The organism is Collimonas silvisoli (genome assembly GCF_018305005.1).
GTDB classification, from domain to species: Bacteria; Pseudomonadota; Gammaproteobacteria; order Burkholderiales; family Burkholderiaceae_D; genus Collimonas; species Collimonas silvisoli.
Genome location: NZ_JAGQEG010000006.1, coordinates 13,105 through 39,703, shown reverse-complemented (window position 1 = coordinate 39,703; position 26,599 = coordinate 13,105). Strand labels below are relative to the sequence as shown.

Sequence of the window (26,599 nt, the reverse complement as noted above, 5' to 3'; positions counted from 1 at the left end):
ATTATTTTGTAAAGTTGTGGTTTGAATAGTGCGGCTCATGGCAAATGGTAGACGAATCCAGGGCAATTTGCAGCGTTGCCGATAAAAAAACAAAGCAGATTTATGCCGCACTGCCGCATAAAACCAAAAGCCCGCAGGTGCGGGCTGCGGGCTTGATTATCGGTAGAGAACTGTCGTGGATGAGATTTTGATTTACATCAACATCAAATCGGATTTTCTTGAACGCGGTTGCTATTCACAACTCAAGCCGCAACGCTGCTCTCCAACGGCTGCTGCAGCAACAAGGTTTCGTAACTCCAGCGGTTCCAGCTTGAAGCCACGCCCAGGCGGGCCGTGTTGTGGCGAATCTTCGGTTTATGGATCGCCACACGGATTTCATCCAGCATCGGGAATTCCCGAAACGACAAGCTGGCAACCTCGGACGCCAGCGTCTCCAGCAATCGGGTATGCGGCTTGTCTTGCAGAAAAGCCGTGACCACGCTGCAGTAATGATCGTAGTCGATCACCGAAGCAGCGTCGTCGTCATGCTGGCCGCTGCCGCCGGTGCGGTAGGACAACTCGATGTCGAGCTCGACCGCCTGCGGCTTCTCATGCTCGTGCGGATGCAGGCCGATGCGGGTCGTCACCGACAAACCTTCGACGAAGATTTGCCAGCGTACGCCGCTGACGATGTTTTCATTTTTCATCAGAAATATTCCTGACAAGCGTCGAGCAGGATGCGCCCGAAATAATCGGCAAAACTGCGCCGGACGATCAGCTCATAAGCACCATCGGCCAGCGGCCGCAGCAAGACGCCCGCTTTGAAGTAATGGCTCTGGGCGCATTGGCCGGGCGCGAACACGGCGGGATGGAAATCCAGCGGGCAGCCTTTCTGCAATACCTCGCGCGCCTTGGCCCCGCTCAGCACCAGGCTGGTGTTGCCGCTGCTGACATCCACCACCGAGGCAAACTCCCCTGCCAGTGCGCCCGCCAGATCGGCGCAAAGCGCGGGTAAGCGTGGCTGTTTCGACTGGATCAGCCATTCATTGGGCGCCAGCCAGTAGATGGTGAATTGTTCGCTCTCGGCTAGCGTGTTGGGTTGCAGCGGCAAGGCTGCGCCGGTGAGGTTTTTAACCGCTTTCAGCAACACCGCGGATTCTGCTTCTCCCTTGATGTTGATCAATTCGAGGAAGGGTTTTTCTTCCATGCTGACAGCACGGTTGGCGCCAGCCGCGAGCGGCGCCAACGATTGCGTCAATTCGATGAACGGCGATTCTTGCTGCACCTGGAACAACTGGGTTTCATTCAACATGTTGACGGACTCCTTCTGCATCGTAAAACACCAGGCTGCTGATCTTGGCCGCGAGATTGCGTCCATTCGCCAGCGGAATGCTGACCTCCTGCCCCATCTTGTTCAGACCGCCCTTGATCAGCGCGAAAGCTATCGAACGCTGCAGGATCGGGCTGAAATAGCTGGAAGTGACATGGCCGATCATGTTGGCAATCGGTTCGTTGCTAGGCTCTGCCAAAATCTGGCTGCCTTCAGGCAGGACGAAATTCTTGTCCTCGCTCAGCAGCCCAACCAGTTGCTTGCGGTCGTCGCGCGCGGTATCGGAGCGCGTCAGCGAACGCTTGCCGAGGAAATCCTTGGACTTGGCGACCAGGCCGCCCATGCCCAGATCAAACGGCGTGACCGAACCGTCGGTATCCTGGCCGACGATGATGTAGCCCTTTTCCGCGCGCAGCACATGCATGGTCTCGGTGCCGTAGGGCGTGATATCGAACTCCTGGCCGGCTTCGATGATCGCATCCCAGATGGCGCGCCCCATGTTGGCCGGCACGTTCACTTCATACGACAGCTCGCCGGAAAAGCTGATCCGCATGATGCGGGTGAACACGCTGTTGATGCTGCCTTCGCGGAACGACATGAAAGGAAATTTTTCATTCGAAAAATCGATGTCCTTGCACACCTTCTGCAACACGCGCCTGGCGTTCGGGCCGACTACGGCGAAGGTCGCGAAGTGATCGGTGACGGAGGTCAGGTTGACTTTCAAATGCGGCCATTCGGTTTGCAGCCAGCGCTCCATCCAGTCCAGCACCCGCGCCGCGCCGCCGGTGGTGGTGCTCATCAGGAAATGCTGTTCAGCCAAACGCACCGTGACGCCATCGTCGAACACCATGCCGTTTTCATCCAGCATCAGGCCGTAGCGGCACTTGCCGACTTCCAGCTTGTTCCACGGATTGGTGTAGATCCAGTTGAGCAAGGTGACCGCATCCGGCCCCTGCACATCGATCTTGCCCAAGGTCGATGCATCCAGGATGCCGACGCTGTTGCGCGCCGCCAGGCATTCGCGCGCTACCGCAGCGTGCAGATCTTCCTTGCCGCGCGGGTAATACCAGGGCCGTTTCCAGTTGCCGACATCTTCAAACAAGGCGCCCTGCTCCTGATGCCAGGGATGGATGCAAGTCTTGCGGATCGGCGTCAGGAACTCGCCCAGCTCACGCCCGGCCACCGTGCCGAAAGTCACCGGCGTGTAGTTCGGACGGAAGGTGGTCGTGCCGGTTTCGGGGATGGTCTTACCCAGCACTTCAGCCAGGATCGCCATGCCGTTGATGTTGCCAAGCTTGCCTTGATCGGTGCCGAAGCCGAGCGCGGTATAGCGTTTGACGTGTTCCACCGAGTGATAACCCTCGCGCGCCGCCAGATGGATATCCGCCGCCGACACGTCATTCTGGTAATCGACGAACTGCTTGGGGCCACGGCCCACGTGCTTGCGATCTCCCACCAGCCACAAGGGCATGATGGCGGCCTCGGACAGTTCCACCACTTTCCAGTTGGGCAGCGCTACCGGCTTCAAGCCGATCGCAAGCATCGCCTGCTGCGCCGCCAAAGCGCCGTCGCGCAAGGCTCCGCTCAGGCTAAAATCGCCGTTGGCGGCGCCGGCGCTGGTTTCCTTTTGCATCGCCGAACCCGGCACAAAACAGGCTTTGTCGTTATTCCAGTGCGCCTTGCCGCCGGATTGCGCGAACAGATGAATCACCGGATTCCAGCCCCCCGATACAGCCAGCAGATCGCAGGCGATCGAGGTAACGAACTGTCCCGGCACGCCATCCTGATGGCGTGCCACTTCCACCATCTTGACATGACGGCCGCCGTTGGCGGTCACCACCACGGCATCGTTGATGATGTTGACGCCCTGCCGGTTGGCGGCGGCCGGCAAACTACTGTGGTTGCTATCATTGACAGCGCGCGGATCAACCACGGTCACCTCGGCGCCGTTGCTCTTCAAATCCAGCGCAGTCTGGTAGGCATCGTCGTTGTTGGTAAAGATCACCGCTTTATGCCCCGGCAGCACGCCGTAGCGATGGATATAGGTCGACACCGCCGACGCCAGCATGACGCCGGGCAGATCGTTATTGCCGAACACGATCGGCCGCTCATGCGCGCCGGTGGCCAGTATCACGTGCTTGGCGCGTACCTTCCACAGCCGTTCGCGCACCGGGCCGCGCGCTGCCAGCGGCAAGTGCTCGCTCAGGCGCTGGGTCACGGTCAGCAGATTGTGATCCTGATAGCCGAACACCGTGCTGCGCGACAAGATCGTCACCTCCGGCAAGCACCGCAAATCAGCGGCTATCTTGGCGACCCAGGCTGCGGCCGGCAAACCGTCGATCACGGCCGGGCCTGACAACAGACTGCCGCCAAGTTCCGATTGATCGTCGACCAGCACCACCCGTGCGCCAGAGCTGGCGGCGACCCAGGCTGCCGCCAGGCCGGCCGGGCCGGCGCCTGCAACCAGCACATCGCAATGGGCGTAGGTCTTTTCGTAGCGGTCGGGATCAAGCGCGGTCGGCGCCTTGCCGAAGCCGGCCGCTTCGCGTATCACCTCTTCGTACTTGCCCCACCAGCTGCGCGGCCATTTGAACGTCTTGTAATAAAAGCCGGCCGGAATGAAACGGGCAAACAACTGGGTCACCGCCATCCGGTCATGCTCGATGCTGGGGCTGGCGTTGACGCTGCTTGCGCTCAAGCCCTGGTACAGCTCGATTTCCGTAGCGCGGGCGTTAGGCACCGTATACGCGCCGGTTTCCAGCTGCACCAGCGCATTCGGCTCTTCCACGCCGGCGGTAACGATGCCGCGCGGACGATGATATTTCCAGCTGCGCGCCACAAAATGCACGCCATTCGCCAGCAGCGCCGAAGCCAGCGTGTCGCCCTGGTAGCCTTGATAACTCTTGCCGTTAAAGGTAAAACTGAGCGCAGCGTTACGATCTATCCTGCCGCCGCTCTTGAGGCGATGGGTTTGACTGTTGCTCATGTGGCACTCCCTTTTGCAGTCTTTTCGCCAAACTTGCTGTAGCTTAGGAATTCATAGGTAACGGTGTCGCGCTCGGCCATGAACCAGCGCCGGCAGCCGTGGCTGTGCAGCCACTGCTCGCGGTGCACGCCGCGCGGGTTCTTGCGCATGAACAGATAGTCGCCCCATGCTTCATCGCTGATATTTTCGGTTTCCAGCGGACGTGCGATATCGGCTTCGCCGCCGCAATGGAATTCACTCTCGGCGCGCGGCCCGCACCAAGGGCAGGTAATCAATAACATGGCAATTTCTCCAAAAAAAGCAGATTTTTTAGCTTCTTCAATAATGCTGTCCAAGGCGCCTCTACAAACCGTAGCGAGCGGTTCACTGTCTGGTTGAGAAGCGCAGCTGTACGAAAGTACAGCGAGCATCGCAGACCTGGCAGTGGGCCGCGCAGTAGGTTTGTAGTGGCGCTATTAGTGGGCGACAGCGGCGGCACCGTGTTCATCGATCAGGTGGCCGTTATAGAAACGGTCCAACGCAAACGGCGCATTCAAGGGATGCGGGTTGTCATTGGCGATGGTGTGGGCGAACACCCAGCCCGAGCCCGGGGTAGCCTTGAAACCGCCGGTGCCCCAGCCGCAATTGAAGTACAAGCCTTTGACCGGCGTCTTGGAAATAATCGGGCAGGCGTCCGGCGAGACATCGACAATCCCGCCCCACTGCCGGTTCATGCGGACCCGGCTCAACACCGGGAACATTTCGACAATCGCCTGCAGGGTTCCTTCGATGACATGATAGCTGCCGCGCTGGCCGTAGCCGGTGTATTGATCGACGCCGGCGCCGATCACCAAGTCACCTTTATCCGACTGGCTGATATAGGCATGCACGGCATTCGACATCACCACCGTATCGATGATCGGCTTGATCGGCTCCGACACCAGCGCCTGCAACGGGTGGCTTTCCAGCGGCAGGCGGATGCCTGCCATCTCGGCCAGCACACTGGAATGCCCGGCAGCCACCACGGCAACCTTCTTGGCCTTGATAAAACCTTTGACGGTATCGACCCCGGTCACCGCGCCATTCTCGCGCCGGATCCCGGTGACGCCGCAATTCTGGAGGATATCCACGCCGCGCTCATCGGCGCCGCGGGCAAAACCCCAGGCCACCGCGTCATGCCGGGCGACGCCGCCGCGCCGCTGGAACGAAGCGCCCAGCACCGGATAGTGGCTGTTGAGATTAATGATGGGAACGATTTCCTTGACCTGCGCCGGCGTCAGCCATTCGGCGTCGACGCCGTTGAGCCGGTTGGCGCTGATGCGGCGGTCGGTATCGCGCACATCCTGCAAGGTATGCGCCAGGTTCATCACGCCGCGCTGGCTGAACATGACGTTGTAGTTCAAATCCTGCGACAAGCCTTCCCATAGCTGCATGGCTTTTTCATACAACATGGCCGACTCGTCCCACAGATAATTCGAGCGCACGATGGTGGTGTTGCGGGCAGTGTTGCCGCCGCCGATCCAGCCTTTTTCGATCACCGCGATATTGCGCAAGCCATGCACCTTGGCCAGATAGTAGGCGGTAGCCAGACCATGGCCGCCGCCGCCGACGATGACGATGTCGTATTCCTTTTTCGGTTCCGGACTCTTCCAGGCGCGCTGCCAGTTCTCATGGTAGGAGAGCCCATTGCGGATCAAGCTGAATATCGAATAATTGCTCATACACCCCTCAAAATTTCCGGAACCATTGTTGTCGCCGATTAGAACTCAGCACTCAATAACATTTACAGCCAATCCACCACGCGATGTTTCTTTGTATTTGGTCTTCATGTCGGCGCCGGTTTGCATCATGGTCTTGATCACTTTATCCAGCGACACATAATGTTTACCGTTGCCGCGCAACGCCATGCGGGCGGCGTTGATCGCCTTTACCGCGCCCATCGCATTGCGTTCTATGCAGGGAATCTGCACCAGCCCGCCGACCGGATCGCAGGTCATGCCGAGATTGTGTTCCATGCCGATTTCAGCGGCGTTCTCGATCTGCTCGGTACTGCCGCCCAACACCGCCGCCAGCGCCCCCGCCGCCATCGAGCAAGCGACCCCGACCTCGCCCTGGCAACCGACTTCGGCGCCGGAGATGGAAGCGTTTTCCTTGTAGATCAAACCGATCGCCGCCGCCGTCAGCATGAAAGTCATGACGCCGTCCAGATTCGAACCGGGAATGAACTTGGTGTAGTAATGCAGCACCGCCGGCAACACGCCCGCTGCGCCATTGGTGGGCGCGGTGACAATCCGCCCGCCTGCCGCATTTTCTTCATTCACCGCCATCGCATACAGGTTGACCCAGTCGAGCATCGACAAAGGATCCGTGAGCGATTCCTCGGAACGATCCTTCAGTTGCCGGTACAGCTCGGCAGCACGGCGCTTGACCCGCATCGGTCCCGGCAATTCGCCGCCGATCGAGCAGCCGCGCTTTACCGCCGCCGCCATCACATCCCAGATGCCCAGCAACTTGGTGCGCACCTCTTCGGCGGAACGCCAGTGTTTTTCGTTTTCCATCATCAGGGCGGCGATGGTGAGGCCGCTTTCGGCGCACATCCGCAACAAATCGTCGCCTGAGTGGAACGGATACGGCAAATCGCCCTCCACCTCTACACTGCCGGCTTGGACCAGGTTGACGCGCTGGCCTTCCTTGCTGACCACGAAACCGCCGCCGACCGAGTAATATTCTTTTTCCGCAATCACGCTGGCAGCAGCATCCAGCGCGACAAAGCGCATGCCGTTCGGATGCTGCGGCAGCGCTTCGCGACGGAAAAACAGTACGTGTTCCTTTTCCACGCAGCCGATCGGATGGCTGCCATTCAACAGCAGTTTTTTAGAGCTGCGGATTTCCGCCAGACGCGGCTCGACGTGATCCGGATCGATGCTGTCCGGCAGATTGCCTTCCAGTCCCAGCAGCACTGCCTTGTCGCTGCCATGCCCCTTGCCGGTTGCGCCCAGCGAGCCATATAGCTCGACCCTGACCGCATGCACTGCCTCCAGCAGACCGGCGTCATCCAGATAGGCAGCGAACCGATTGGCGGCAATCATCGGTCCCACCGTGTGCGAGCTGGAGGGGCCGATGCCGACCTTGAATAAATCGAATGTGCTGATGTTCATAGAAAACTCGATAAGAAATTCTGGCAAAACAAGATAAAACCGTTCATTGCAATTCCTTGATGGGTTGAAGTGGTTCTCGGCGGACAGAGGTAGCAGTCAATCCGGGGACACGACAACGCCAGAGTACAGCGCAATAGCCTGATGCTGATTAAAGCCATTATCTTCAGTCATTTGCATTGCTATTCCTTGGCATCATTTTGTCCTTGCACAGGCTGGCCTATTTTCCGTAGCTGACAAGTGTTTGTCCTTTTCCGACAAGCGCGACACTTTTAATTTTACGACCAAGTGGCGGCTGGAAACTGACAACATTCTTTTACCCTGGACTATTTCGCATGCCTTCTTAAAACATGGCAAATAAGCACATATCCCAGAACCCGGTCGAGGCCAGGATTACAAAAAAATAGCCTGATCCCAGGCACAGGATCAGGCTATTTCAGCGATTGCAGGCAACGGCAATATCAGCAGCCCGCAAACTGGCTGCCCGGTTTTTTCAGGCGGCCTGTTTCAGTAAATGATGGGGATCGATCACGAATTTCTTGGGGGCGCCGGCGTCGAATTGCTGATAGCCGGCCGGAGCCTTGTCCAAAGTGATCACTTCGACACCGACGATGTCGGCGATCTTGATCCGATCCCACAGAATCGCCTGCATCAGTTGCCGGTTGTATTTCATTACCGGCGTCTGGCCGGTATGGAAACTATGCGATTTGGCCCAGCCCAGCCCGAGGCGGATGCTCAGGCTGCCGCGCTTGGCGGCGCTGTCGACGGCGCCCGGATCGTCGGTCACGTACAAGCCCGGGATGCCGATCTTGCCGGCGACGCGGGTCACCTCCATCAGCGAATTGAGTACGGTTGCCGGCGCTTCCGCTTGTGCTCCGGCATGGCCGTGGCCGCGTGCTTCGAAGCCGACGCAATCAATCGCGCAATCGACTTCTGGCACGCCCAGTATCTGGGTGATTTGATCGCTGAGAGAAGCATCGGTGGATAAATCCACGGTTTCGAAACCGACGCTGCGCGCGTGGATCAGACGCAGCGGATTAACGTCGCCGACAATCACCACCGCCGCTCCCAGCAGACGCGCCGAAGCCGCCGCCGCCAAACCGACCGGGCCGGCGCCGGCAACATACACCGTGGCGCCGGGGCCGACGCCGGCCGTCACCGCACCGTGGTAACCGGTCGGCAGGATATCCGACAGACAAGTCAGGTCGCGGATCTTGCTCATCGCCTGTTCCTTGTCAGGGAAGCGCAGCAGGTTGAAATCGGCATACGGCACCATCACGTACTCGGCCTGGCCGCCGATCCAGCCGCCCATGTCGACATAACCGTAAGCGCCGCCGGCGCGCGCCGGGTTGACGGTTTCGCAAACGCCGGTATGTTGTTCCTTGCAAGTGCGGCAGCGGCCGCAGGCGACGTTGAACGGCACTGACACCAGATTGCCCTTCTTGATGGTTTCGACGTCAGAACCGCATTCGATCACTTCGCCGGTAATTTCATGGCCCAGCACCAATCCGGCCTGCGCCGTGGTGCGGCCGCGCACCATGTGCTGGTCGGAGCCGCAGATATTGGTTGAAACCACTTTCAGAATCACGCCATGCTCGATTTTCTTGCCTTGCGGATTATCCAGTTTGGGGAATGGGATCGACTGTATTTCGACTTTGCCCTGCTCGATATATACCACGCCACGATTTTCAGACATTGGGTCTCCTCCTGTCAGGATGTTATGAAATCTCAAGTTGAAACAAGTGCTCAGTAAGGCCTCAAAAGTAATTTTAAAATTATCGTCATTCCCGCGAATGCGGGAATCCAAGTTGAACTTAAAATGGATCCCCGCGTTCGCGGGGACGACGCAGTTGATTGCATTAAATCAGTCCTGCCGGATTACTTGTGCCATCACAATCCGAGCGAAGCCTTGACTGCCGGCAAGCCATCCTTGCCATCGAAAGTCTTGACCCCGGCCAGCAGCTTGTCCAGGATCGCGGGATTCTTTTTCAGCCATTCTTTGGCCGCAGTCTTGGGATCGGTTTTATCCATGATGCGTCCCATCAGCTGGTTTTCCAGATCGGTCGAGAACTGCAAATTGGTCGCCAGCTTGTCGGCGTTCGGACAGCGCGCCGCGTAGTCGGTGGCTACCACGGTGTAGACCTTGGCCTCGCCATAATTGGGACCGAACACATCGTCGCCGCCGTTCAGATAAGAGATCTTTTGCTGCACGTTCATCGGATGCGGCTCCCAGCCCAGGATCACGATCCATTTCTTTTGCTTGACGGCGCGCCCCAGCTCGATCAGCATGCCGGCCTCGCTCGATTCGACCATCTTGAAATTTTTCAGGTTGAACTGGTTTTTGCTGATCATGCCCTGAATCACGGCATTGCCGTCATTGCCCGGTTCAATCCCATAAATCTTGCCGTCCAGTTCCTTGGCATATTTGGCGATATCGGCAAAAGTCTTGAGCCCGGCGTCGTAGGCGTAGGTCGGCACCGCCAGTGTGTATTTGGCGCCCACCAGATTCGGCGTGGGCAGCACTTTTACCGAATTGTCCTTGACGAAGGGCGCGATGATCGGGTCCATGGTCGGCGCCCAATAACCGAGGAACAGGTCGATCTGCTTATTTTTCACGCCGGCAAAGGTGATCGGCACCGAAGCGATGGTTTTGGTGGTGTGGTAACCCAGCCCCTCGAACAAGGCTGAAGCCAGGCCGGTGGTAGCGGCAATATCGGTCCAGCCGACATCGGCGAAGCGCACCGTCTGGCACGATTTCGGTTCCTGCGCCCGGGTCTGCATCGGCGCCAGCAAGCTGCACGCCATGCCAACCCCGGCCACCATTAAGCTAAATGAACGCATTGTTTTTTCTCCTGTGGCAAAGACGAAACTCCGATGCTTGCATCGGCATAAGATGAAATGAGCTGCACGCCGGCGCCAAGCTCGCAGCAGCAAACCATGCGCACCGGTATAAATAAGAAATTACATCGCATCCGGCTTGCCGCCTGGAGCGCAGGCGACATGCTATTGCCTGCCGGCGTCAAGCAGCTCGTCCGCCGCCAGCGGCAAGCTCGGCATGGGCGGCAAAGGCGACAATTCGTCGACCGCAGACAGGTAGGGATGACGCAGATGCCGTTCGCTGCTGGGAGAACGGCCGAACTGATTGCGGTAGGCTTTGCTGAAATGGCAGGACGACTGGAAGCCGCAGGCGACGGTCACGCTCATGATCGACATGGTGGTCTGCAACAGCAGTTCACGCGCGCGCCGCAAGCGCAGCTGCAAATAATAATGGGTAGGCGTGACGTCCAGGTAATACTTGAACATGCGCTGCAACTGGCGTTGCGACAAACCCACCAGCCTGGCGATTTCCTCAAAGGATAGGGTTTCTTCGATGTGGGTTTCCATCAGCCTGGCCACTTCGATCAACTCCTTGCGGCTGAATCCGAGCCGGGCTGCAATCGGGATATGTTGCTGATAGGCGCCGTCGCGGATCCGCTCCAGGATGAACTGCTCGGAAATCTCCGCCGCCAGCGTTTTGCCGTAGCGGTTGGCGGTCAGGTTCAGCATCAGGTCGATCGGTGCGGTGCCGCCGGAACAGGTGAGGCGATCGCGGTCCACCGCAAACAAGCCCTCAGTGAACAGCACGCGTGGAAACTCTTCGCGCAGGGCAGAAATATTTTCCCAGTGGATGGCGCACTGATAACCGTTCATCAAACCGGCTTTGACCAGGGCATAACTGCCGGTGCAGATCCCGCCCAGCATCACGTTGCGGCGCGCCAGCTGGGTCAGCATGGTGTTCAGCTTATCGTTGACCGCCTCATGGATCTTGACGCCGCCGCAGACGAACAATATGTCCGGCGTGCCGGCCTGCTCCAGTGTCAGCGTCGGCGTGATCGGCAAGCCGTTGCTGGCCAGCGCCGGCGAACCGTCGATGCTGATCACCGACCAGCGGTACAAAGTCTGGCGGCTGATGTAGTTAGCCATGCGCAAGACCTCGATCGCACTGGCAAACGCGATCATCGAAAAATTCGGCAAAGTCAGAAAACCGAAGTGGACTACCGGCGCAGGCGCCGAGGTTTGCGGCAGCGCGGATGCTGACTGCGGCGCTGGTTTCGAAGCGGCTTGTTGCGAAGACATCTTGCCTCCATCAATGGCTACCGGCGCTGGCGTTCCAGCGCGCGGATCACGTTGCTGCTATCTGCTGTTGCTTTTCTTCCTGCCCTCAGCTGGTGGCCAGCGCGGGGCTCTTGCGGAACCATTTGCGCAGCCGGAAAAAGCGCTGCACCTTGCCGGCTTCCGGCGTGCGGCCGAAACTTTCGGTAATCCGGTCCAGGATGATCGCCAGCAGCACCACGCTCAGGCCGCTCTCGAACCCCAGGCCGATATCGAGCCGCTGGATGCTGGCCAGCACATCATTGCCGAGACCGCCGGCGCCCACCATCGAGGCAATAATCACCATCGATAGCGCCATCATGATGGTCTGGTTGATGCCGGCCATGATCGACGGCAAGGCATTCGGGAACTGCACCTTGTACAGCAACTGCCAGCCGGTGCAGCCGAAAGCCTGCCCGGCTTCGACGATCTCGTTGTTGACCTGGCGGATGCCGAGCGCGGTCAGGCGCACCGCCGGCGGCATCGCAAAAATCACGGTGGAGATGATGCCCGGCACCCGCCCCAGGCCGAACATCATGGCGGCTGGAATCAGGTAGACGAAGGCTGGCATGGTCTGCATCAGGTCCAGGATCGGCCGCACTACCATCGCCACCCGCTTGCTCTTGGCAGCCCAGACGCCGACCGGAATTCCCAGCACCAGGCTGATCAGCGTCGCCGATATGGTGAGCCCCAGCGTAACGATGGTCTGATCCCAGAAACCGGTGTTGTAGATCACAAAGAAAGACACCACGGTAAACAGCGCGAATTTGAAGCCGACGCGCCAGATGCCGAGCACGATGAAAAATCCCATCAGCAGCCACAAGGGCAGGATCTGCAAGCCGTGCTCTATGGTCTCGGCAAACCAGCTGATGGCGTTGCCGAAGCTGTCGAAACTATTGCCGTGCTTATCGAGTATGTAATGGACGAACTGGTCGACCCAGTGCCCCAAAGGTATGTGCTCAGACATGTGAACCTCGTGTTTTTGACAATGCTTGGAGAACCATGGACTGGCTGATCGCGCCGCAATAGCAGCCGTCGCCGTCCACCACCGGTAATGGACTGCGGCTGGCGATCAGCTTGCCCATGACGTCTTCCAGGCTGCTGCGATGATGGATCGCCTCGATCCGGTCCAGTCCGTTTGCCTGCACCTTGCCGCTGGCGTCGGCATGCAGGCGGGTGGCGACTATGCCCTGCACCTTGCGCGCGGCGTCGACCACGAAGGCGTAATCGGAGCGGCTGCGTTCGTACAGATCGCCGTTCGCATGAACCTCGCCGGCAGATGTCACCAGCGGCACCGCATTGGCTTGCATCAGGTCGCCGGCGGTGAGATAGCGGTTGGTGTCGACGCCGTCGAAAAATGCGCGCACGTAGTCTTCCGCCGGATTATCGATGATTTCCTGAGCGCTGCCGACCTGCACCAGGCGGCCGCCCTCCATGATGGCGATGCGGCTGCCGATGCGCAGCGCTTCTTCCAGATCGTGCGAAACGAAAATAATGGTGCGCCGTTGCTCCTTTTGCAAATCCAGCAGCACGTCCTGCATTTCCTTGCGTTTGAGCGGATCGAGCGCCGAGAAGGCTTCATCCATGATCATCAGCGACGGATTGACCGCCAGCGCCCGCGCCAGCCCGACCCGCTGCTGCATGCCGCCCGACAGTTCGCACGGCAGCTTGCTGGCAAAGGCGGCCAGGCCGACCTGCTCCAGCACCGTCATGGTGCGCCGCTCGCGCTCTTTCTTGCCGACGCCGGCCACTTCCAGGCCGAAGGAGGCATTCGACAACACGGTCCGGTGCGGCATCAGTGCAAACGATTGGAACACCATGCTCATGTCGCGCCGGCGCAGCTTGATCAATTGCGAATTCGTCATCTGCGCCACGTTCTGGCCGTCGACCAGGACATTGCCGGCGCTCGGATCGACCAGGCGGTTGATCAGGCGGATCAAGGTCGATTTGCCCGAGCCGGACAGGCCCATCAACACGAATATCTCGCCTTCCTGGACTTCGAACGAGACATTCTGCACGCCGACCACCTGCCCGGTCTCGGCGAATATCTTATCCTTCGAATGCCCTTTTTCGAGCATGCTTAACGCCAGTTGCGGGTTATTGCCGAAGACCTTGTACAAACGGTCAACTACCACTTTTGCAGACTTCATTACCTGTCTCCTGATTTAGCATTCGACGTTATCGCAACACGCGGGTCGTTCCGTGCTGCAACATATCGCTAGCGTGCGGGTCTTAAGTAAATGGCATGGCCCGCTTGTTTGATAGACACCGCTGCAGAGTGTATGTGCAGTACAGCGGAGAACACAAGCAGCGGGCGCGATGCAACGCAGCACGATCGCGGAAAATTCACGGGAAATCATTGTCCTAAGTTGCTTATATAGTCGCGATAAAGGTTTTTTGCCGGATGACGATTTACGACAAGCACTTAGTTAAAAACGACGAAGCACTTGTCGTGCCATGACTGTTCCCCGCTGGCATTGGCGCAAGCAGCCCGGCAGATTATGGGAATGTCGCAATACAGTCGATTTGCGTCGCCAGGAATTCAAAACCGGCAAAGCGATAGCTGCCGCAGGGCAAGTCGCGGTGATTGGGGTAATGCAGGAAAAATCCGATGTCGTAATTGCATGCCGCCGCCGTTGGGCGGCAAGGCAATTATTATTGAGCAAGCGGCCCGTTGCTTGAGAAAAGCATAGGCGCACCCGCCTGCGTATCGACCACCGCCGTCAGTGCGGCGCGATCGGCGCGCTGCTTGCCGGTGAAGCTGACGCCGTTGTCGACACTGAGCAAGGTCACACCGTCGAGACCGACCGCGAGCACCGACTTGTCCGGCTGCTGAACCATAGCCGTGACCGAGCTTTTGAAAGACGTCTTGGCCGCCTGCCAGCTGTCGCCGCCGTCGGCACTGCGATAAATCGTCCCGCGCAGTCCGCCCACCAGCAAGGCGCCATCCTGCAACGCGACCCCGCTCCAGAACGAGCCGGCATACCCGGTTTCGATATAGGTCCAGCTGCTGCCGCCATCGGTCGAGCGGATTACCCGGCCTTGTTCGCAAGCGACGAACAAGGCGCCTTTGGCGTCGGCGAAGACCGCATATAAATTACGATCGGCCTTTTTTGCGCCCGGCGGCGTCGGCAGGCTGACGCTAGACCAGCTCGCGCCGCCGTCGGTAGTGTGCAGCATTAACGACCACAAACCCACCGCCCAGCCTTCTTGCGGATTCTTGAAGTACAGCGAGAACAGCGGCTGGTCGACTTTGTTGTCGCTGCGCTGCAGCTGCCATGATTCGCCGCCGTCGCCGGTTTTCAGGATCACCCCCCAATGGCCGACCGCCCAGCCGGTGCTGGCGTCGGCAAACGAGACCCCGGTCAAGGTTGAACTGACCGGCACCGTCTTTGCTTGCCGGAAGGTTTTTCCATCGTCATCCGAGAGCAATACGACGCCATGATCCCCCACCGTCACGATGCGCTTCCCGGCCCGCGTCGCCGCCAGAATCTGGGTGCTGGCGGCGGCGCTGAAATGCTCGGCCGGCAGGATCTGCAATTGCGGCTTGATAGTCGCCGCAGGCGCCTGATCGGCCGCCTGCGCGATGCAGCCAAGGGCCAGCAGGCCGAGCATCGCGCTGCGTCTTATGCCTGTATTGATCTTTGCGTTGATCTTTTTCATTTTTAGCATCCTAATGGCTGAACACGCCCGGTGCACGCACCGCTTTACGGCGTGGGAAAATCCGTTCCAGCACCACTGCCAGCGCCGGCAAGGCGGTCATCGCCATGACCAGGTTCACGATGAACATGAAGGCCAGCAGCTTGCCCATGTCGGCCTGGAACTTGAGCGCCGAGAAACTCCAGGTGGCCACCCCGACAGCCAGCGTGATCGCGGTGAAAATGGTGGCCATGCCGACTTCGAGAATCGATTGCTCGATCGCCTTGACGATCGGCTGGCCGGCCGCCAGATGGCCTTGCAGGCGGTTGTAGATGTAGAAGGCGTAATCGACGCCGATCCCCACCGCCAGCACCATCACCGGCAAGGTCGCCACGGTCAGTCCGATCTCGAACTCTTTCATGAACCAGTAACCGATGAAGGTGCCGACCGTCAGCGGCAGGCAGCAGGCCAGCACCGCGCGAAAATCCCGGTATACAACAAACACCAGCAGCATGATCGCGGCGTAAACATAGAGCATCATCGGCAGCTCGCTTTTTTCCACCTCGTCGTTGATCGCGGCCAGCACGCCGGCGTTGCCCGCAGCCAGCCTGATCGTGATGCCCGGCGTCGGGTGCTTGTCGCGGAACACTTTGACCGCATTGATGACGCGGTTGATGGTGGTCGCCTTGTGGTCCGACAAGTACAGATGCACCGCGGTCATGCTGCAATCCTTGTTGAGGTAACCGCGCACCCGCCCGATCTCGGTCGACAGGCCGGCATAGTTGCCGGTATCGATAGGCACCACGTTCATCTTCGGATTGCCTTCGTTGTAACCCTGGTTGTAGCTGCGCAGGTTGTCTGCATACGAACTGATGGAGACGATGCCCGGCAGGTTTTTCAGTGAATAGGCGAGGTTGTCGTCGAACACGCCGACCGCTGGACTTTCGCAGGATTCCGGCGGCGCCTGGATCACCACCGACAACCAGTCGAGGCCGACGTCGAAACTGTTGGCGATGGATTCGGCGTCGCGGTTAAAGCGCGCTTCCGGCCGCAATTCCGGCGCCCCGGGCTGCAAGGTGCCTACCACGCGGTCGCGGCTTTGCCATACTGCGGTGGCGAATACGCCGCTCACCAGCAGCAGCGTGATCACCGCGTTGCGCGGCTCGGCCACCCGCGCCAGGGTGCGCAGCCAGCGCGCACGTTGTTCGCGCTTGAGCATGGCCTTGTCGGCGTAGGCCTTGGTGAAGTTGAAACAGGACGCGGCCACCGGCAGCATCACCAGATTGGTGATGATCTTGTAGCCGACTCCGAGCGAGGCGGTGATCGCCAGTTCGCGAATCATCGGAATCGGGATCAGCAATAGCGTGATGAACGAGACGAAAGCCGTCACCAGCGCCAGCGTGCCGGGTATCAGCAGCCCGGTAAAACTATGCCGCGTCGCATCCATCGACGACTTGCCGTGCGCCAGTTCGCGGGTGATGAAATTAATCTGCTGCACGCCGTGCGAAACGCCGATGGCAAACACCAGGAACGGCACCAGCACGCCGAGCGGGTCAAGACCGAAACCCAACAGGCGCAGCGTGCCGAACTGCCATACCAGCGAGGTCAGCGAACAGACTATCGGCAACACCGTGAAGCGCAGCGAGTGGCAGTACCAGTACACCGAAAGCGCCGTCAGCAGCAAGGCGATGGCGCAGAACACCAGCACCGCTTTGGCGCCGTCGGCGATGTCGCCGATCTGCTTGGCGAAGCCGATGATCTGGATCTCGAAGCCGGCGTCTTCATACGGCTTGCGCAGTTTTTCTTCGAGCAGCTGGTTGTACTGGATGTAATCGATCTTCTTGCCGTCGGCGCCGGTCTCGCCTATTTCAGCCGTGATCATGGCGCTGCTCTGGTCGCGCGACACCAGCGAGCCGACGAAGCCGCCTTCCGCGGTCGACTGCTTGATGCGGGCGATATCCTCCGGGTTCAGGCTATCGGGCGTGACTGTGCCCGGGATGATCGGCTGCGAGCGGAATCCTTCTTCGGTAATCTCGTTGATGAAGCTGTTCGGGGTCCACAAGGACTGCACGCCGAGGCGGTCGACGTTGGGCAGATAAGCCGCCGCCTGCGTCACGTTATAGAGCCGGGCCAGCCCTTCCTTGGTCCAGATCGTGCCGTGCCTGGCCTTGACCACGACGGTCAGCCGGTTGGCGCCGAACAGATCGGCGCGATATTGCTGGAAGGTCTGCACATATTCGTGACCGATCGGGATCTGTTTCTCGAAACCGGCGTCCATCCGCAACTGCAATGCAAAAAACGCCATCACCGCAGTGAGCGCGCCAAGTGCGCCCAGCACCAGCATGCGGCGGGAGAAGAGCCAATGTTCCAGGCTTTGAATGGTTCTGTTTAACACGTGCGTTCCTCGTTCTCTATGTAACATTGCTCACGCTTCTGCACACGCTGGCCGGATTACCGGGCTACACCACACCAGGCCAGCGCGCAGAGTTAAAAATTACGTGTCAAGAATGCGCCGATGAAATTGCGGTCGGAGTATGGCTGAGACACTGCATTGCCGCCGTAAAACGCGGTGAAGTTGATCCCCGCCTGCCACACCTGCGGATTCTGGTTGAACAGCAGGTAGAAATTGACCGATTTGGCGCCTGCCTCGTAGTTGGCGGAGAAAGTCGGCGTGTAGCCCTTGACCGCGTCATAGAAGGTGATGCCGGGCGTTACCTGCCAGCCCGGAATCAAGGTGCCGTCGTAGGTCCAGTTGAAGTCGATGGTGGCGCCGAGCGAGGTCGAGCTGCCCTGCCCGGCGGCAATCGGATAGCCGAGCCCGGAGTTGTTGTTCAACCAGGTGCCGTATGCGGCATCGGCCATTTGGTACACCTGTTGTCCGTTCACGGTGCTGGTGTATTTGGTGCTGGCGTTGACGCCGGGATATTTGATCATCGTCAGTTCCGCCGTGAACACCGCCAGGTCGGCGTTGATCAGCTTCAGCAGAGGCTGGGTGGTCTTGGTCATGTTCAACTGCGCATTGATGTCGAACTGCACCTTCTTCATATCCTTCCAGGCGCGGCAGTTGGCTCCGCTCAGCAGGTTGGTGTTGGCGTCGGCCGGGCCGCCTGCCAGGTAGCATCCCGACATCGCCACCGCATCGTGCGGCCGGTACGACAACTCGGAACCGATGGCCCATTCGCCCAGCGCAAAATTGGTGCTGACGCCGAGCAGGCTGCGATTCTGCAGATAGGACCATTGCGACGAACCGTCGGCCAGATAAGAAAGCACCGGCGCCTTGTCGGTGTAGTTCTCATAGTAGAAGCCGAAATTGATGTCGGCGCCGTCAGGTTTATAGCCGAGCTTCAGCCCGAACTGCGGCTTATTGCCCGGCAATACCGTGTTGTACTGGGCGCCGGTGGCGTTGAACGGTGCGCCGGCATAGACGCCATTCAGCAGATTCTGGTTGACGCCGTTCAGGATCTGGCTGTTCTTGCTATTCGATCCGGCGATGGTGCCGGCATCGATGCCGGCGACGTTGAAGTTCTGCGAATTGAACGACGCCGGTCCGGCGCCGCGCCCGAAGACATCGGAAGCCGACCAGTAAGTGCCGACCGGCGGGTATTTGTTGCCGTTCCATTGGAATTGATAATAAGCCTCGGTCGACAAGCCGGACGGCAGGCTGCTGGCAAAGCTGAGCATCGGCGCCGGCAGCAAGGCCTGTTTGAGCTGGGTGCCGGGGATCAGCAATTTCTGGATATCGACCGAATTGGTGGCGTTGATCCCGCCTGCGGCGAAATAACTCTCGCCCCAGTTGATCACCTGGTTACCCAGGCGCACATGGGCGCGCTGCTCGCCGATATTAAAGTCTTTCTGTCCCCAGAAATCGAGCAGTTGAATACTCTGCACAGCCTGGCTCTTGACGTCCGACGCCAGCGGCGTGCGCTCCGTGCTGTTGGCGGCAAAATCGTACATGCCGGTGCCGCGCACCAGGAACTTGTAACCCTCTTTCGGCATCGTCAGCAGCAGTTCGCTGGTGAAGCTGGTGTAGCCGGTGAACGCCTGTCCTTTGCGGTAATTCAGATTGCCGTCGTCGCCGTTGGCCCAGACGCCGGTGTTCGCCGCGCTGCCGCAGCCGTGTGCGTTAGGATCCCCTGTCAGGCTGCAACTCGGGTTCTTGGTGCGCACGCCAAGTCCGCCCGTAATGTTCGAGACCCACGCCGCCTGCATGTCGCCAACTCCGGTATCGAAGGTATAGGCTTGCGCATGTCCGTAAGCCAGAGCTCCGCACACGGTCGCACCAACCAATCGAGTCATTGATTTCTTCATGTCTTCTATCCCCAAATTCAAAAAAAATCAGACGGACCGATCTCTTCAAAGGTATCGGCCAGGCCGGTGTTGCGCCCCGCCCGCAACGCCAGCCGATTTGCATGAACGGCGGCGGCAACTGCTCTCCCTGCCGCCGCCGTTGCAGACTATGCAGACTCAGCGGTCGCTGATCGCGCCCAGGTTCTCGCCGGTGAAAAAGTTATCGGTCAAACGCGGATCGCTGGCTTCGGGCGGATAAAATTTCAAATCCTTGCCGGTGCCGACAATGGTTTCGTCAAACACGTAACGGCCGCTGATCAAATCGTTGTAGACCGAAGCCACCGGCACGCAGGCGCCGATTTCGGATTGCGCGGTGATGTAGTTTTCCTTGGCCTTCCAGATTTTTCCCTGGGCGTCGTAATCGTCGCCGACGGTGACCAGCCAGCTGTCCTCATCGACATACAAGGTTTTCTTGGGCGTCGAATGACGCACGCCGGCCTTCACCGTACCTTCGATCTCCCACACCCGATGCAGCTCATAGCGGCGTAGTGCAGGTTTGACAAAATTCGGTCCCAGCGCGTCGTCCATCTTGGTATTGAAGCGCTGCATCGCAAAGTTGTTATACGGTACGTAGACTTCCTTCTTGCCGACGATCTTCCAGTCGAAGCGATCCGGGTTGCCGTAGAAGCCGAAGGAAATGTCCGCCGGATACTGATTCTCGTAACCGATCAGCGGCGCATCGTAGGCATAGCTCGGCAGACGGCGCACCCGCCGTTGTCCGGTGAAGTAGTAGTAAGTGTCCGTATCCTTGTTGAAGTAATAACGCTGGACCGTGCCCTGGCCGGCCAGCGCGGCAGGTTCGGAGTACAGGTAGTAAAAGCCGTTTTGCAAGCCTTTGGCATCCTGTGGCGAATGCTGGCCTTTCTTGGCCCACGGATAATAGGACAACTGATTCCAGCGCGTGACGATGGGGGTGGTGGTTCCCGGGCGCGGCGATACCACGGTATAGCCGTCCGGCCACTCTGCCGCGACACCCTGATAGCGCATGAGCCAGTTCCACATCACTTCGATGCCCTTTTGCGGCACCGGGAAAGGCACGCCCGGCATGGTGGCGTTCTCCAGCGACCAGCCGTCCTTGGCGATCGACGCTTTCAGCGCGCCGTCCTTGGTGTTCTTTTCAACGGCGTCAGGCAAGCCGCATTCACGGTGGCTGGTGTAGACCGGCATGGTGTAGCCCTTGACCTGCTTCAGCATCTGGATCTGGCCCGGCGTCAGTTTGTCGGCATATTTATCGACGTTGGAGGCGTCGATGACAAACAGCGGCTTTTCTGCCTTGTGTTTCCAGTAATCTTCGCGCAGCTTGCCGTACGACCAGCCCGGCAGCGGACTTTGCGTACCCGAAAATTCCGGAATCGAACTGTCCTTGTTGGCAGCCTTTTCAGCACCGACCGCAGTCAGATCCTGGCCCAGCCGCGTCACATCCGCCGCTGTCACCGCCCACGCATTTCCGGCAATCAGACCCAGCGCCGCCAATGCCCTCACAATATGTTTTGTTTTCATGATCCCAGCTCCTCGCCAAACTTTCAGATGATGTGTCTTATAAAATCCCTCGACCCGGCTAAGGATCTTGAGTTTCTGCTGCGCTTTTCAGGTCGGCATTTCGGACCGAAACAACCTGGTGCGAATCAAGTCAACGTAAAAGACGCCATGTTTTCATGCCGGATTGAGAAGGTACGGTGCACCACTGCACAGCCTAGAAATTACACGCTAAGCCGGGCTCAACTTGGGTATTTTGCGACATGCAATTGTCCGCCTGCGTCACGCCCGGAATAGCGTGGCAAGGCCGACAACTACAGCGGCAGGTGGTCCGTTGCCGCATCAATCCGTCTTAGCCGAACATTCCGTATGCGATACGATAGCGATGCCGCTTTCTCCTTGTTTCCGGTCGCATCCGGCTAATTGACCGTTGCCGCTTCAGGGCAGGATGTTGGGCAGGTGGTAAAAAAAGAACGAGGAGAAACGATGTCCAGAATGCTGTCGGTATGTGTTGTGATTGTCGGCGTCATGCTGATGGCTTGCGGTAACGCCGCGTCGGCATGCCCTTTTAGCCGGATTGTTGCGTTTGGCGACAGCTATTCGGACGCCGGCAACGCCAATGGTTCGCAAGCGCTGTCCAGATCGCTGCTGCAACCGAATGGCCCGGTTGCCGTGGATGCCGCGCTCAGCCAGGTCGAAGCGCCGGACCAGGTGCATTACTGGCAGGGCCATTGGTCGAACGGCAAGACTGCCGTGGAGTACCTCGCAGCGCGCTTGAAGATTGCCTTGGTCGATTATGCTGTGGGCGGTGCAAAAAGCGACGCCGGCAACTATTACACCTGGATGACGCCATTCATCAAGACAGGCGTTCTCGGCCAGATTGAACGCTTCAAGAAAGCCCTGGGCGGTAAAGCCGGCGATCCGGATGCGCTCTATCTGATCTTTATTTCAGCCAACGACTTATTTCTTTACGTGGATAGCAATGTTGCCGACAGCGGCACGGTGCCGCTGACCACATCGGCGCTGCAGGCGCTGGCAGACCAAAGCGTCGCCAACATCGGCGCCGCCCTGCAGGCATTGAAAGAGCTGGGGGCGCGGCGCGTGATGGTGGTTGGCGTCCCGGATCTAAGTCTGCTGCCGTGGGCTCGCGGGCAGAATTTTCAGAGCCTGGTGAAAAACCCGGTAAATTTTGTCAATGAATCAAAGACCTTCCAAGATCGCATCAATCGCCGCCTGGCCTCCGAATTGCCTTCAAGCGCGAATCGCCTTGGGATGCAGATCTATTACTTCGACTACCTCGCGGCAAGCGCCGTTATCCGGGAAAATGCTGTAAAGAACGGCTATCGCAATCTCACGGATGCATGCCAGCCAGGAGGTTCCACCGGCAACTTCCGCCCTGCCTGCAGCAAGCCGGACAGTTACTATTTCTGGGACGAATATCATCCGACGCGGCGTACCCACCAATTGATCGCGAACGCGATGCATAAGGCCCTTGAGCGGCAACCTTGACGGCGCCGCATCACCCCCAGCTCCCCCCTGCTCGGCAATTGTCCTGCCGATGAAGCCTTGTTTCCGCCCTACGGCAAGCGCTTGCATGGACCAGATCGCGCAAAAGCAATCGACAAAACATGCAATCGATATCGAAATGGAAATATATTGAGAGGGGGGAAATTGCCCAGATGCGTCAGAAATTCAGCAAGACCGCCACCCGCACATGCTGTGCCGCAGCCTTCGCGCTCATCTATCAATTGCCGGCGCTGGCGCAGAGCGCCGATAGCGGAGCCGCCGCCCCGGCTTTCAGCGCCAATGCGACCATCGCCTCGCAATATGTGTCGCGTGGTTTCCGCCAGACCTGGGGCAGACCGGCGCTCCAGGGCGGTCTTGATTATGTCCATCCAAGCGGCTTGTTTGCCGGCACCTGGATGTCTACCGTCAGCGATCATTTCATTGAAAACGATTCGGTCGAATGGGATTTGTACGGCGGCTATTCGGGCAGCGCCGGCGAGATTGCCTACACCGGGCAAATTTACTACTACCTCTACCCGGGCGCGGAAGTCTCTTCTGCCAAAACCAAATACAACTACGGCGAAGCGGTTGCCTCGCTCACCTATAGATGGTTCAACGTCAAATACTGGCTGACCTACACGCCTGACTATTTCGGCTATAACAGCGCCACGCTCGGCATCGGCCGCGGCCTGCACAGCCGCGGCTCGGGCTATCTGGATCTGAACGGAACTTTCGATCTGGGCAGCGGCTACAGCTTGTTGCTGCATTACGGTAACGAGCGCGTGCGGAATTTTTCAGCGTACAGTTTTCAGGATGGCAAGGTGGCGCTGTCCAAGGCTTTCGACGGCGGCTGGACGGTCACCGGCGCGGTCACCAAAGGCTGGGGCAAGAACGGCGTCTACGACCACTACACCACCGGCGCACTCAACTCTGCCGGAATGGCAGCGGTATCCAATCCGCTCGCCGCCACCCTGGTGCTGTCACTGACCAAGACATTCTGAGCAACGCCATCTCCCCCTGACGCATCGCCAATGCGGACCGTCCCGCGACCCGATGCGCGTTTGCTGAAGTCGTCTGCGCCGCAGCACGGCTTCGGCTTTTCTTCGGTAAGAACATGACAAACATCGGCTCAGTAGAACCTGTCCCTGCGGGTGTCATCGCGTGGCGGTAATACATCGATAAAGCCGATATCACGCAGTATGTGATCGTTCAGATCACGTGCGGTCAGCAAACGTCCTGACTGTCTTGTTGTTGGACAATGCGGGGCCAGACGTTGCCGCCGCCATCCGGCAGCGCGCCTGGCGATGTGCAGCATTGCCGCCAGCAATCGCTGCAAACGCTGCAATGCCGCCTGCGGGCGGCTGGGTAATACGGGAGCGATTTGACAGCATGTCGATGTACAGCTCATGTCGGGCTCGTGAATTGAATTAGAGAGATATCCGTTGCGCGGCACTGCGAGCGTCAAGCTAAAAGCGCGCCGCGAACAGTGCGACCAGCGCCAGGCAGGCAGCGAACAGGTATCCTTGTATCCGCATTGCCCGAGCTGTTTTGAATCGGCTAAAAATGATTTGTCCGGCGTAAATCCAGGGAAAGTGGCAAGCAAGGCAAACCAGGATAAACACGATAGCAATCTGGATAACCTGGGCAAGCAGCGGCAATGCCGGATTCAGGAACTGGGAAAACATCACCAGGATCATCGAATGAATTTTCACGTTCAATGAAACAGATACAAACCCGTCCAGGATACCCAAGGGCCTCATTTCACTTCTGGCAGATAAGGCTGATGATCGCAGAAAGCCGTAAGCCAGGTACAGGATATAAATGGTTCCTGCCCATTTCATCGTCTGGTTCAGTAGAGGGTGCTGCCTGAAAATTTCACTTAAACCCAAGCCGTAAACCAGGCACCAGAACAGATTTGCCGCCTCGAACCCCAGCCAGAACGGAACCGTCCCTCTGACGCCGAATTTGGCGCCGGCCGCCGCCAGGACAGTATTGCCGGGCCCTGGGCTAAGCACCATCGGCACTGAAAATCCGAGGATGAGTATCCATGTCTCCATTACGATCATTTTCTCTTCCCTTTATCAACGGCCAGAACCCTGCAGCACACTTTGTTTCCCGGAGCAAATTAAACCGTACTTACCGATCTCCGCAAAACGAAGTATTCTCATGCCTTCGATAAGAAAAATTGATTGAGCCATGCGCCGACTCCCTCCCCTTACCTCTTTGAAAGCCTTTGAAGCCGCAGCCCGCCACCAGAATTTCACGCGCGCCGCGGCAGAACTCCATGTCACGCAGGCGGCAATCAGCCATCAGGTGAAGCAATTGGAAGAATGGCTGGGAATGAAGCTGTTTGAGCGCCGTGGCCACGCATTGACGTTAACCCCGGATGGCAAAGCCTATTTGCCGGATGTGGCCGAGGCCCTGGATCGCCTGACTGCCGCCACCGAACGCTTGACGAGCCGGACACTGGCCGGCCCTTTGCGTATTACGGTGCTGCCTTCCTTTGCGGCAAAATGGCTCATGCCTCGGCTCAGCCGATTTCATGCTGCGCACCCGGAGATAGAACTTGATCTCGTCAGCACCGAGGAGAGTTGGGATTTTTCGAGCAAGCATTTCGACCTGGGCATCCGCCTGGGCCAAGGTCGCTGGAGCGGTCTGCAAGCGGATCTCATTTCACAAGAATGGCTCACGCCGATGTGCAGTCCGGCTTTGAACGCGCGCAAGCCGTTGCAGACGCTATCCGACTTGCGCCTGCATCCCTTGCTGCACGATACGCCGCGCGATGGCTGGTCAAGATGGCTGGAATCGGCTAAAGCGCCTGTCGTGGATGCCCGCAAAGGCGCTGGCTTTACCGATAGCAGCCTGGCGCTGCAGGCGGCAATCGACGGCCACGGGGTGTTGTTGGGACGCCTGTTTTTGGCCGCCGACGACATTGCCGCAGGCCGACTGTTGACGCCCTACCGGCAACGCATGAAAAATGATTTTTCCTATTGGCTGGTATATCCCAAGGCATCGGCGTTGAAACCCAGGCTCATGGCCTTTCGTTCCTGGCTGCTGGCCGAGGCGGAAACCTGCCAGCGCTGATCTGCCTGCACGCTAAACGCTGCAGAATGCACTTGCTTCAGCACTTACTTCTGCAACCACTGGCTGATGCGCTGCGGATGGGCGTCTACCCATTCTTTTGCCGCCGCCGCGGGTTTTGCCCCATTTTCTACCGCCAGCATGACGCTATCGATCTCGCCCGGCTGCCATGAGAAATGCCTGAGAAAATCGTTGACCGGCCTGGCCTTGGCTTCGAGGCCGGGATTGGCGATATTGTCGACGTGCTCGGCCTCGCCATAAACCTTCTTCGGATCTTCCAGGAACTTGAGTTTCCACTTGGCGAACATCCAGTGCGGCACCCAGCCGGTCACCGCGATCGCTTTGTTATTGCGGATCGAGCGCTCCAGTTCGGCCACCATACCGCTGCCGGAACTGGGCATCAGTTTGTAATCCAGGCCGTATTCCTTGATCGCCAGTTCGGTCTTGGTCATCACGCCGGCGCCAGCGTCGATGCCGACGATACGGCCTTCGAACGCCGCCTTCTGGGCCGGCAAATCGGCAAGGCTATTGGCGTTGACATAAGCCGGCACGATCAAGCCTATCCTGGCGCCCGGATAATTGACGCCCAGGTCGACCACCTTGTCTTTCAGTTTTTCGTAGTACGCACCTTGCGTCACCGGCAGCCAGGCCGACATGGTAGCGTCCAGATCGCCGCGCGCCACGCCCTGCCACATGAGGCCGGCCGAGACCGGCACCAGCTTGACCTCATATCCCAGATTCTGACGGATGATCTGCGCCGCCACATAGGTAGTCGCGACGCTGTCCGACCAGCCTTCGACGTAGCCGATCCTGATCTCCGGCTTGGCCTGCGCGGCGGCCATGCAGGAACTCGCAACACAAGCCAGTGCTGCACCGAAACAACATAATTTCCGTATCAAGTTCATGGTCGACCTCCGTTTATACTGCGATGGATACTGCATAATTTAATTGGGGTCAGAGTCAAATTTATCTGGAAATAAATTCCACTCT

The 26,599-nt window shown here is 58.7% G+C and carries 21 protein-coding genes; 3 read left to right on the top strand and 18 right to left on the bottom strand.

What is annotated here, in order from left to right; genetic code table 11:
* Window positions 1–242 precede the first annotated feature (242 nt).
* The 15 genes from KHU33_RS02495 to KHU33_RS02425 all read right to left on the bottom strand — a co-directional run bounded on the left by KHU33_RS02495 (window position 243) and on the right by KHU33_RS02425 (window position 21,046).
* A complete protein-coding gene (locus KHU33_RS02495) occupies window positions 243–686 on the bottom strand; it encodes a dihydroneopterin aldolase (protein ID WP_230414007.1) in 444 nt (147 codons plus the stop codon).
* Entirely contained in the window at window positions 686–1,291 is a 606-nt protein-coding gene (locus KHU33_RS02490) for a sarcosine oxidase subunit gamma (protein WP_230414006.1), read from the bottom strand. Before KHU33_RS02490 ends, KHU33_RS02495 begins: the two co-directional genes overlap by 1 nt.
* The gene (locus KHU33_RS02485; protein WP_211460930.1) at window positions 1,281–4,295 is read right to left on the bottom strand and encodes a sarcosine oxidase subunit alpha family protein; all 3,015 of its coding nucleotides are present in this window, start codon (window positions 4,293–4,295) and stop codon (window positions 1,281–1,283) included. Before KHU33_RS02485 ends, KHU33_RS02490 begins: the two co-directional genes overlap by 11 nt.
* Window positions 4,292–4,576 carry a sarcosine oxidase subunit delta gene (locus KHU33_RS02480; RefSeq protein WP_211460929.1) on the bottom strand — a complete coding sequence of 95 codons (285 nt, stop codon included), beginning with the start codon at window positions 4,574–4,576 and terminating at the stop codon, window positions 4,292–4,294. The genes KHU33_RS02485 and KHU33_RS02480 overlap by 4 nt, the downstream gene beginning before the upstream one ends.
* Before the next feature lie 174 nt (window positions 4,577–4,750).
* Entirely contained in the window at window positions 4,751–5,995 is a 1,245-nt protein-coding gene (locus KHU33_RS02475) for a sarcosine oxidase subunit beta family protein (protein ID WP_211460928.1), read from the bottom strand.
* Between the two features lie 45 nt (window positions 5,996–6,040).
* Window positions 6,041–7,432, bottom strand: a complete 1,392-nt coding sequence (locus KHU33_RS02470; RefSeq protein WP_211460927.1) for an L-serine ammonia-lyase — start codon at window positions 7,430–7,432, stop codon at window positions 6,041–6,043.
* 490 nt (window positions 7,433–7,922) lie between these two features.
* Window positions 7,923–9,125, bottom strand: coding sequence for a formaldehyde dehydrogenase, glutathione-independent (fdhA, locus tag KHU33_RS02465; RefSeq protein ID WP_211460926.1), 1,203 nt, complete (start codon window positions 9,123–9,125; stop codon window positions 7,923–7,925).
* A 194-nt stretch (window positions 9,126–9,319) separates the two neighbouring features.
* Window positions 9,320–10,234 (bottom strand): choline ABC transporter substrate-binding protein, encoded by a 915-nt coding sequence (locus KHU33_RS02460; protein ID WP_230414013.1) that lies wholly within the window; start codon window positions 10,232–10,234, stop codon window positions 9,320–9,322.
* Window positions 10,235–10,432: 198 nt separating this feature from the next.
* Window positions 10,433–11,545, bottom strand: a complete 1,113-nt coding sequence (locus tag KHU33_RS02455) for a GlxA family transcriptional regulator (protein WP_211460925.1) — start codon at window positions 11,543–11,545, stop codon at window positions 10,433–10,435.
* An 85-nt stretch (window positions 11,546–11,630) separates the two neighbouring features.
* Entirely contained in the window at window positions 11,631–12,527 is an 897-nt protein-coding gene (gene choW / locus KHU33_RS02450; RefSeq protein WP_211460924.1) for a choline ABC transporter permease subunit, read from the bottom strand.
* Window positions 12,520–13,710, bottom strand: coding sequence for a quaternary amine ABC transporter ATP-binding protein (locus KHU33_RS02445; RefSeq protein WP_211460923.1), 1,191 nt, complete (start codon window positions 13,708–13,710; stop codon window positions 12,520–12,522). Before KHU33_RS02445 ends, choW begins: the two co-directional genes overlap by 8 nt.
* Before the next feature lie 505 nt (window positions 13,711–14,215).
* The gene (locus tag KHU33_RS02440; protein WP_407928238.1) at window positions 14,216–15,175 is read right to left on the bottom strand and encodes a YCF48-related protein; all 960 of its coding nucleotides are present in this window, start codon (window positions 15,173–15,175) and stop codon (window positions 14,216–14,218) included.
* Between the two features lie 58 nt (window positions 15,176–15,233).
* The gene (locus KHU33_RS02435) at window positions 15,234–17,594 is read right to left on the bottom strand and encodes an efflux RND transporter permease subunit (RefSeq protein ID WP_211460921.1); all 2,361 of its coding nucleotides are present in this window, start codon (window positions 17,592–17,594) and stop codon (window positions 15,234–15,236) included.
* 92 nt (window positions 17,595–17,686) lie between these two features.
* The gene (locus KHU33_RS02430) at window positions 17,687–19,495 is read right to left on the bottom strand and encodes a DUF1302 domain-containing protein (RefSeq protein WP_329956012.1); all 1,809 of its coding nucleotides are present in this window, start codon (window positions 19,493–19,495) and stop codon (window positions 17,687–17,689) included.
* A 168-nt stretch (window positions 19,496–19,663) separates the two neighbouring features.
* The gene (locus KHU33_RS02425; protein WP_211460919.1) at window positions 19,664–21,046 is read right to left on the bottom strand and encodes a DUF1329 domain-containing protein; all 1,383 of its coding nucleotides are present in this window, start codon (window positions 21,044–21,046) and stop codon (window positions 19,664–19,666) included.
* A gap of 462 nt (window positions 21,047–21,508) precedes the next feature.
* On the opposite strand from KHU33_RS02425, the gene KHU33_RS02420 reads away from it, so the two are divergent.
* Both KHU33_RS02420 and KHU33_RS02415 read left to right on the top strand, forming a co-directional pair.
* Window positions 21,509–22,531 (top strand): SGNH/GDSL hydrolase family protein, encoded by a 1,023-nt coding sequence (locus KHU33_RS02420; protein WP_211460918.1) that lies wholly within the window; start codon window positions 21,509–21,511, stop codon window positions 22,529–22,531.
* 170 nt (window positions 22,532–22,701) lie between these two features.
* The gene (locus tag KHU33_RS02415; protein WP_230414004.1) at window positions 22,702–23,529 is read left to right on the top strand and encodes a TorF family putative porin; all 828 of its coding nucleotides are present in this window, start codon (window positions 22,702–22,704) and stop codon (window positions 23,527–23,529) included.
* Window positions 23,530–23,742: 213 nt separating this feature from the next.
* Here KHU33_RS02415 and KHU33_RS02410 read toward each other — a convergent pair whose 3' ends face one another.
* Window positions 23,743–23,919, bottom strand: a complete 177-nt coding sequence (locus KHU33_RS02410) for a hypothetical protein (RefSeq protein ID WP_211460916.1) — start codon at window positions 23,917–23,919, stop codon at window positions 23,743–23,745.
* A gap of 75 nt (window positions 23,920–23,994) precedes the next feature.
* Window positions 23,995–24,594 (bottom strand): LysE family translocator, encoded by a 600-nt coding sequence (locus tag KHU33_RS02405; protein WP_211460915.1) that lies wholly within the window; start codon window positions 24,592–24,594, stop codon window positions 23,995–23,997.
* A gap of 130 nt (window positions 24,595–24,724) precedes the next feature.
* On the opposite strand from KHU33_RS02405, the gene KHU33_RS02400 reads away from it, so the two are divergent.
* Window positions 24,725–25,612 (top strand): transcriptional regulator GcvA, encoded by an 888-nt coding sequence (locus tag KHU33_RS02400; protein WP_211460914.1) that lies wholly within the window; start codon window positions 24,725–24,727, stop codon window positions 25,610–25,612.
* A 44-nt stretch (window positions 25,613–25,656) separates the two neighbouring features.
* Here the strand turns inward: KHU33_RS02400 and KHU33_RS02395 are convergent, their stop codons facing one another.
* The gene (locus KHU33_RS02395; protein WP_211460913.1) at window positions 25,657–26,514 is read right to left on the bottom strand and encodes a glycine betaine ABC transporter substrate-binding protein; all 858 of its coding nucleotides are present in this window, start codon (window positions 26,512–26,514) and stop codon (window positions 25,657–25,659) included.
* Window positions 26,515–26,599 lie beyond the last annotated feature (85 nt).

What these genes read in the sequence shown, in the direction of transcription:
- KHU33_RS02495 (WP_230414007.1), bottom strand. Translation starts at nt 686, where the DNA reads ATGAAAAATGAAAACATCGTCAGCGGCGTACGCTGGCAAATCTTCGTC.
- KHU33_RS02490 (WP_230414006.1), bottom strand. Translation starts at nt 1,291, where the DNA reads ATGTTGAATGAAACCCAGTTGTTCCAGGTGCAGCAAGAATCGCCGTTC.
- KHU33_RS02485 (WP_211460930.1), bottom strand. Translation starts at nt 4,295, where the DNA reads ATGAGCAACAGTCAAACCCATCGCCTCAAGAGCGGCGGCAGGATAGAT.
- KHU33_RS02480 (WP_211460929.1), bottom strand. Translation starts at nt 4,576, where the DNA reads ATGTTATTGATTACCTGCCCTTGGTGCGGGCCGCGCGCCGAGAGTGAA.
- KHU33_RS02475 (WP_211460928.1), bottom strand. Translation starts at nt 5,995, where the DNA reads ATGAGCAATTATTCGATATTCAGCTTGATCCGCAATGGGCTCTCCTAC.
- KHU33_RS02470 (WP_211460927.1), bottom strand. Translation starts at nt 7,432, where the DNA reads ATGAACATCAGCACATTCGATTTATTCAAGGTCGGCATCGGCCCCTCC.
- fdhA (WP_211460926.1), bottom strand. Translation starts at nt 9,125, where the DNA reads ATGTCTGAAAATCGTGGCGTGGTATATATCGAGCAGGGCAAAGTCGAA.
- KHU33_RS02460 (WP_230414013.1), bottom strand. Translation starts at nt 10,234, where the DNA reads ATGGCGTGCAGCTTGCTGGCGCCGATGCAGACCCGGGCGCAGGAACCG.
- KHU33_RS02455 (WP_211460925.1), bottom strand. Translation starts at nt 11,545, where the DNA reads ATGTCTTCGCAACAAGCCGCTTCGAAACCAGCGCCGCAGTCAGCATCC.
- choW (WP_211460924.1), bottom strand. Translation starts at nt 12,527, where the DNA reads ATGTCTGAGCACATACCTTTGGGGCACTGGGTCGACCAGTTCGTCCAT.
- KHU33_RS02445 (WP_211460923.1), bottom strand. Translation starts at nt 13,710, where the DNA reads ATGAAGTCTGCAAAAGTGGTAGTTGACCGTTTGTACAAGGTCTTCGGC.
- KHU33_RS02440 (WP_407928238.1), bottom strand. Translation starts at nt 15,175, where the DNA reads ATGCTCGGCCTGCTGGCCCTTGGCTGCATCGCGCAGGCGGCCGATCAG.
- KHU33_RS02430 (WP_329956012.1), bottom strand. Translation starts at nt 19,495, where the DNA reads ATGACTCGATTGGTTGGTGCGACCGTGTGCGGAGCTCTGGCTTACGGA.
- KHU33_RS02425 (WP_211460919.1), bottom strand. Translation starts at nt 21,046, where the DNA reads ATGAAAACAAAACATATTGTGAGGGCATTGGCGGCGCTGGGTCTGATT.
- KHU33_RS02420 (WP_211460918.1), top strand. Translation starts at nt 21,509, where the DNA reads ATGTCCAGAATGCTGTCGGTATGTGTTGTGATTGTCGGCGTCATGCTG.
- KHU33_RS02415 (WP_230414004.1), top strand. Translation starts at nt 22,702, where the DNA reads ATGCGTCAGAAATTCAGCAAGACCGCCACCCGCACATGCTGTGCCGCA.
- KHU33_RS02410 (WP_211460916.1), bottom strand. Translation starts at nt 23,919, where the DNA reads ATGCTGTCAAATCGCTCCCGTATTACCCAGCCGCCCGCAGGCGGCATT.
- KHU33_RS02405 (WP_211460915.1), bottom strand. Translation starts at nt 24,594, where the DNA reads ATGATCGTAATGGAGACATGGATACTCATCCTCGGATTTTCAGTGCCG.
- KHU33_RS02400 (WP_211460914.1), top strand. Translation starts at nt 24,725, where the DNA reads ATGCGCCGACTCCCTCCCCTTACCTCTTTGAAAGCCTTTGAAGCCGCA.
- KHU33_RS02395 (WP_211460913.1), bottom strand. Translation starts at nt 26,514, where the DNA reads ATGAACTTGATACGGAAATTATGTTGTTTCGGTGCAGCACTGGCTTGT.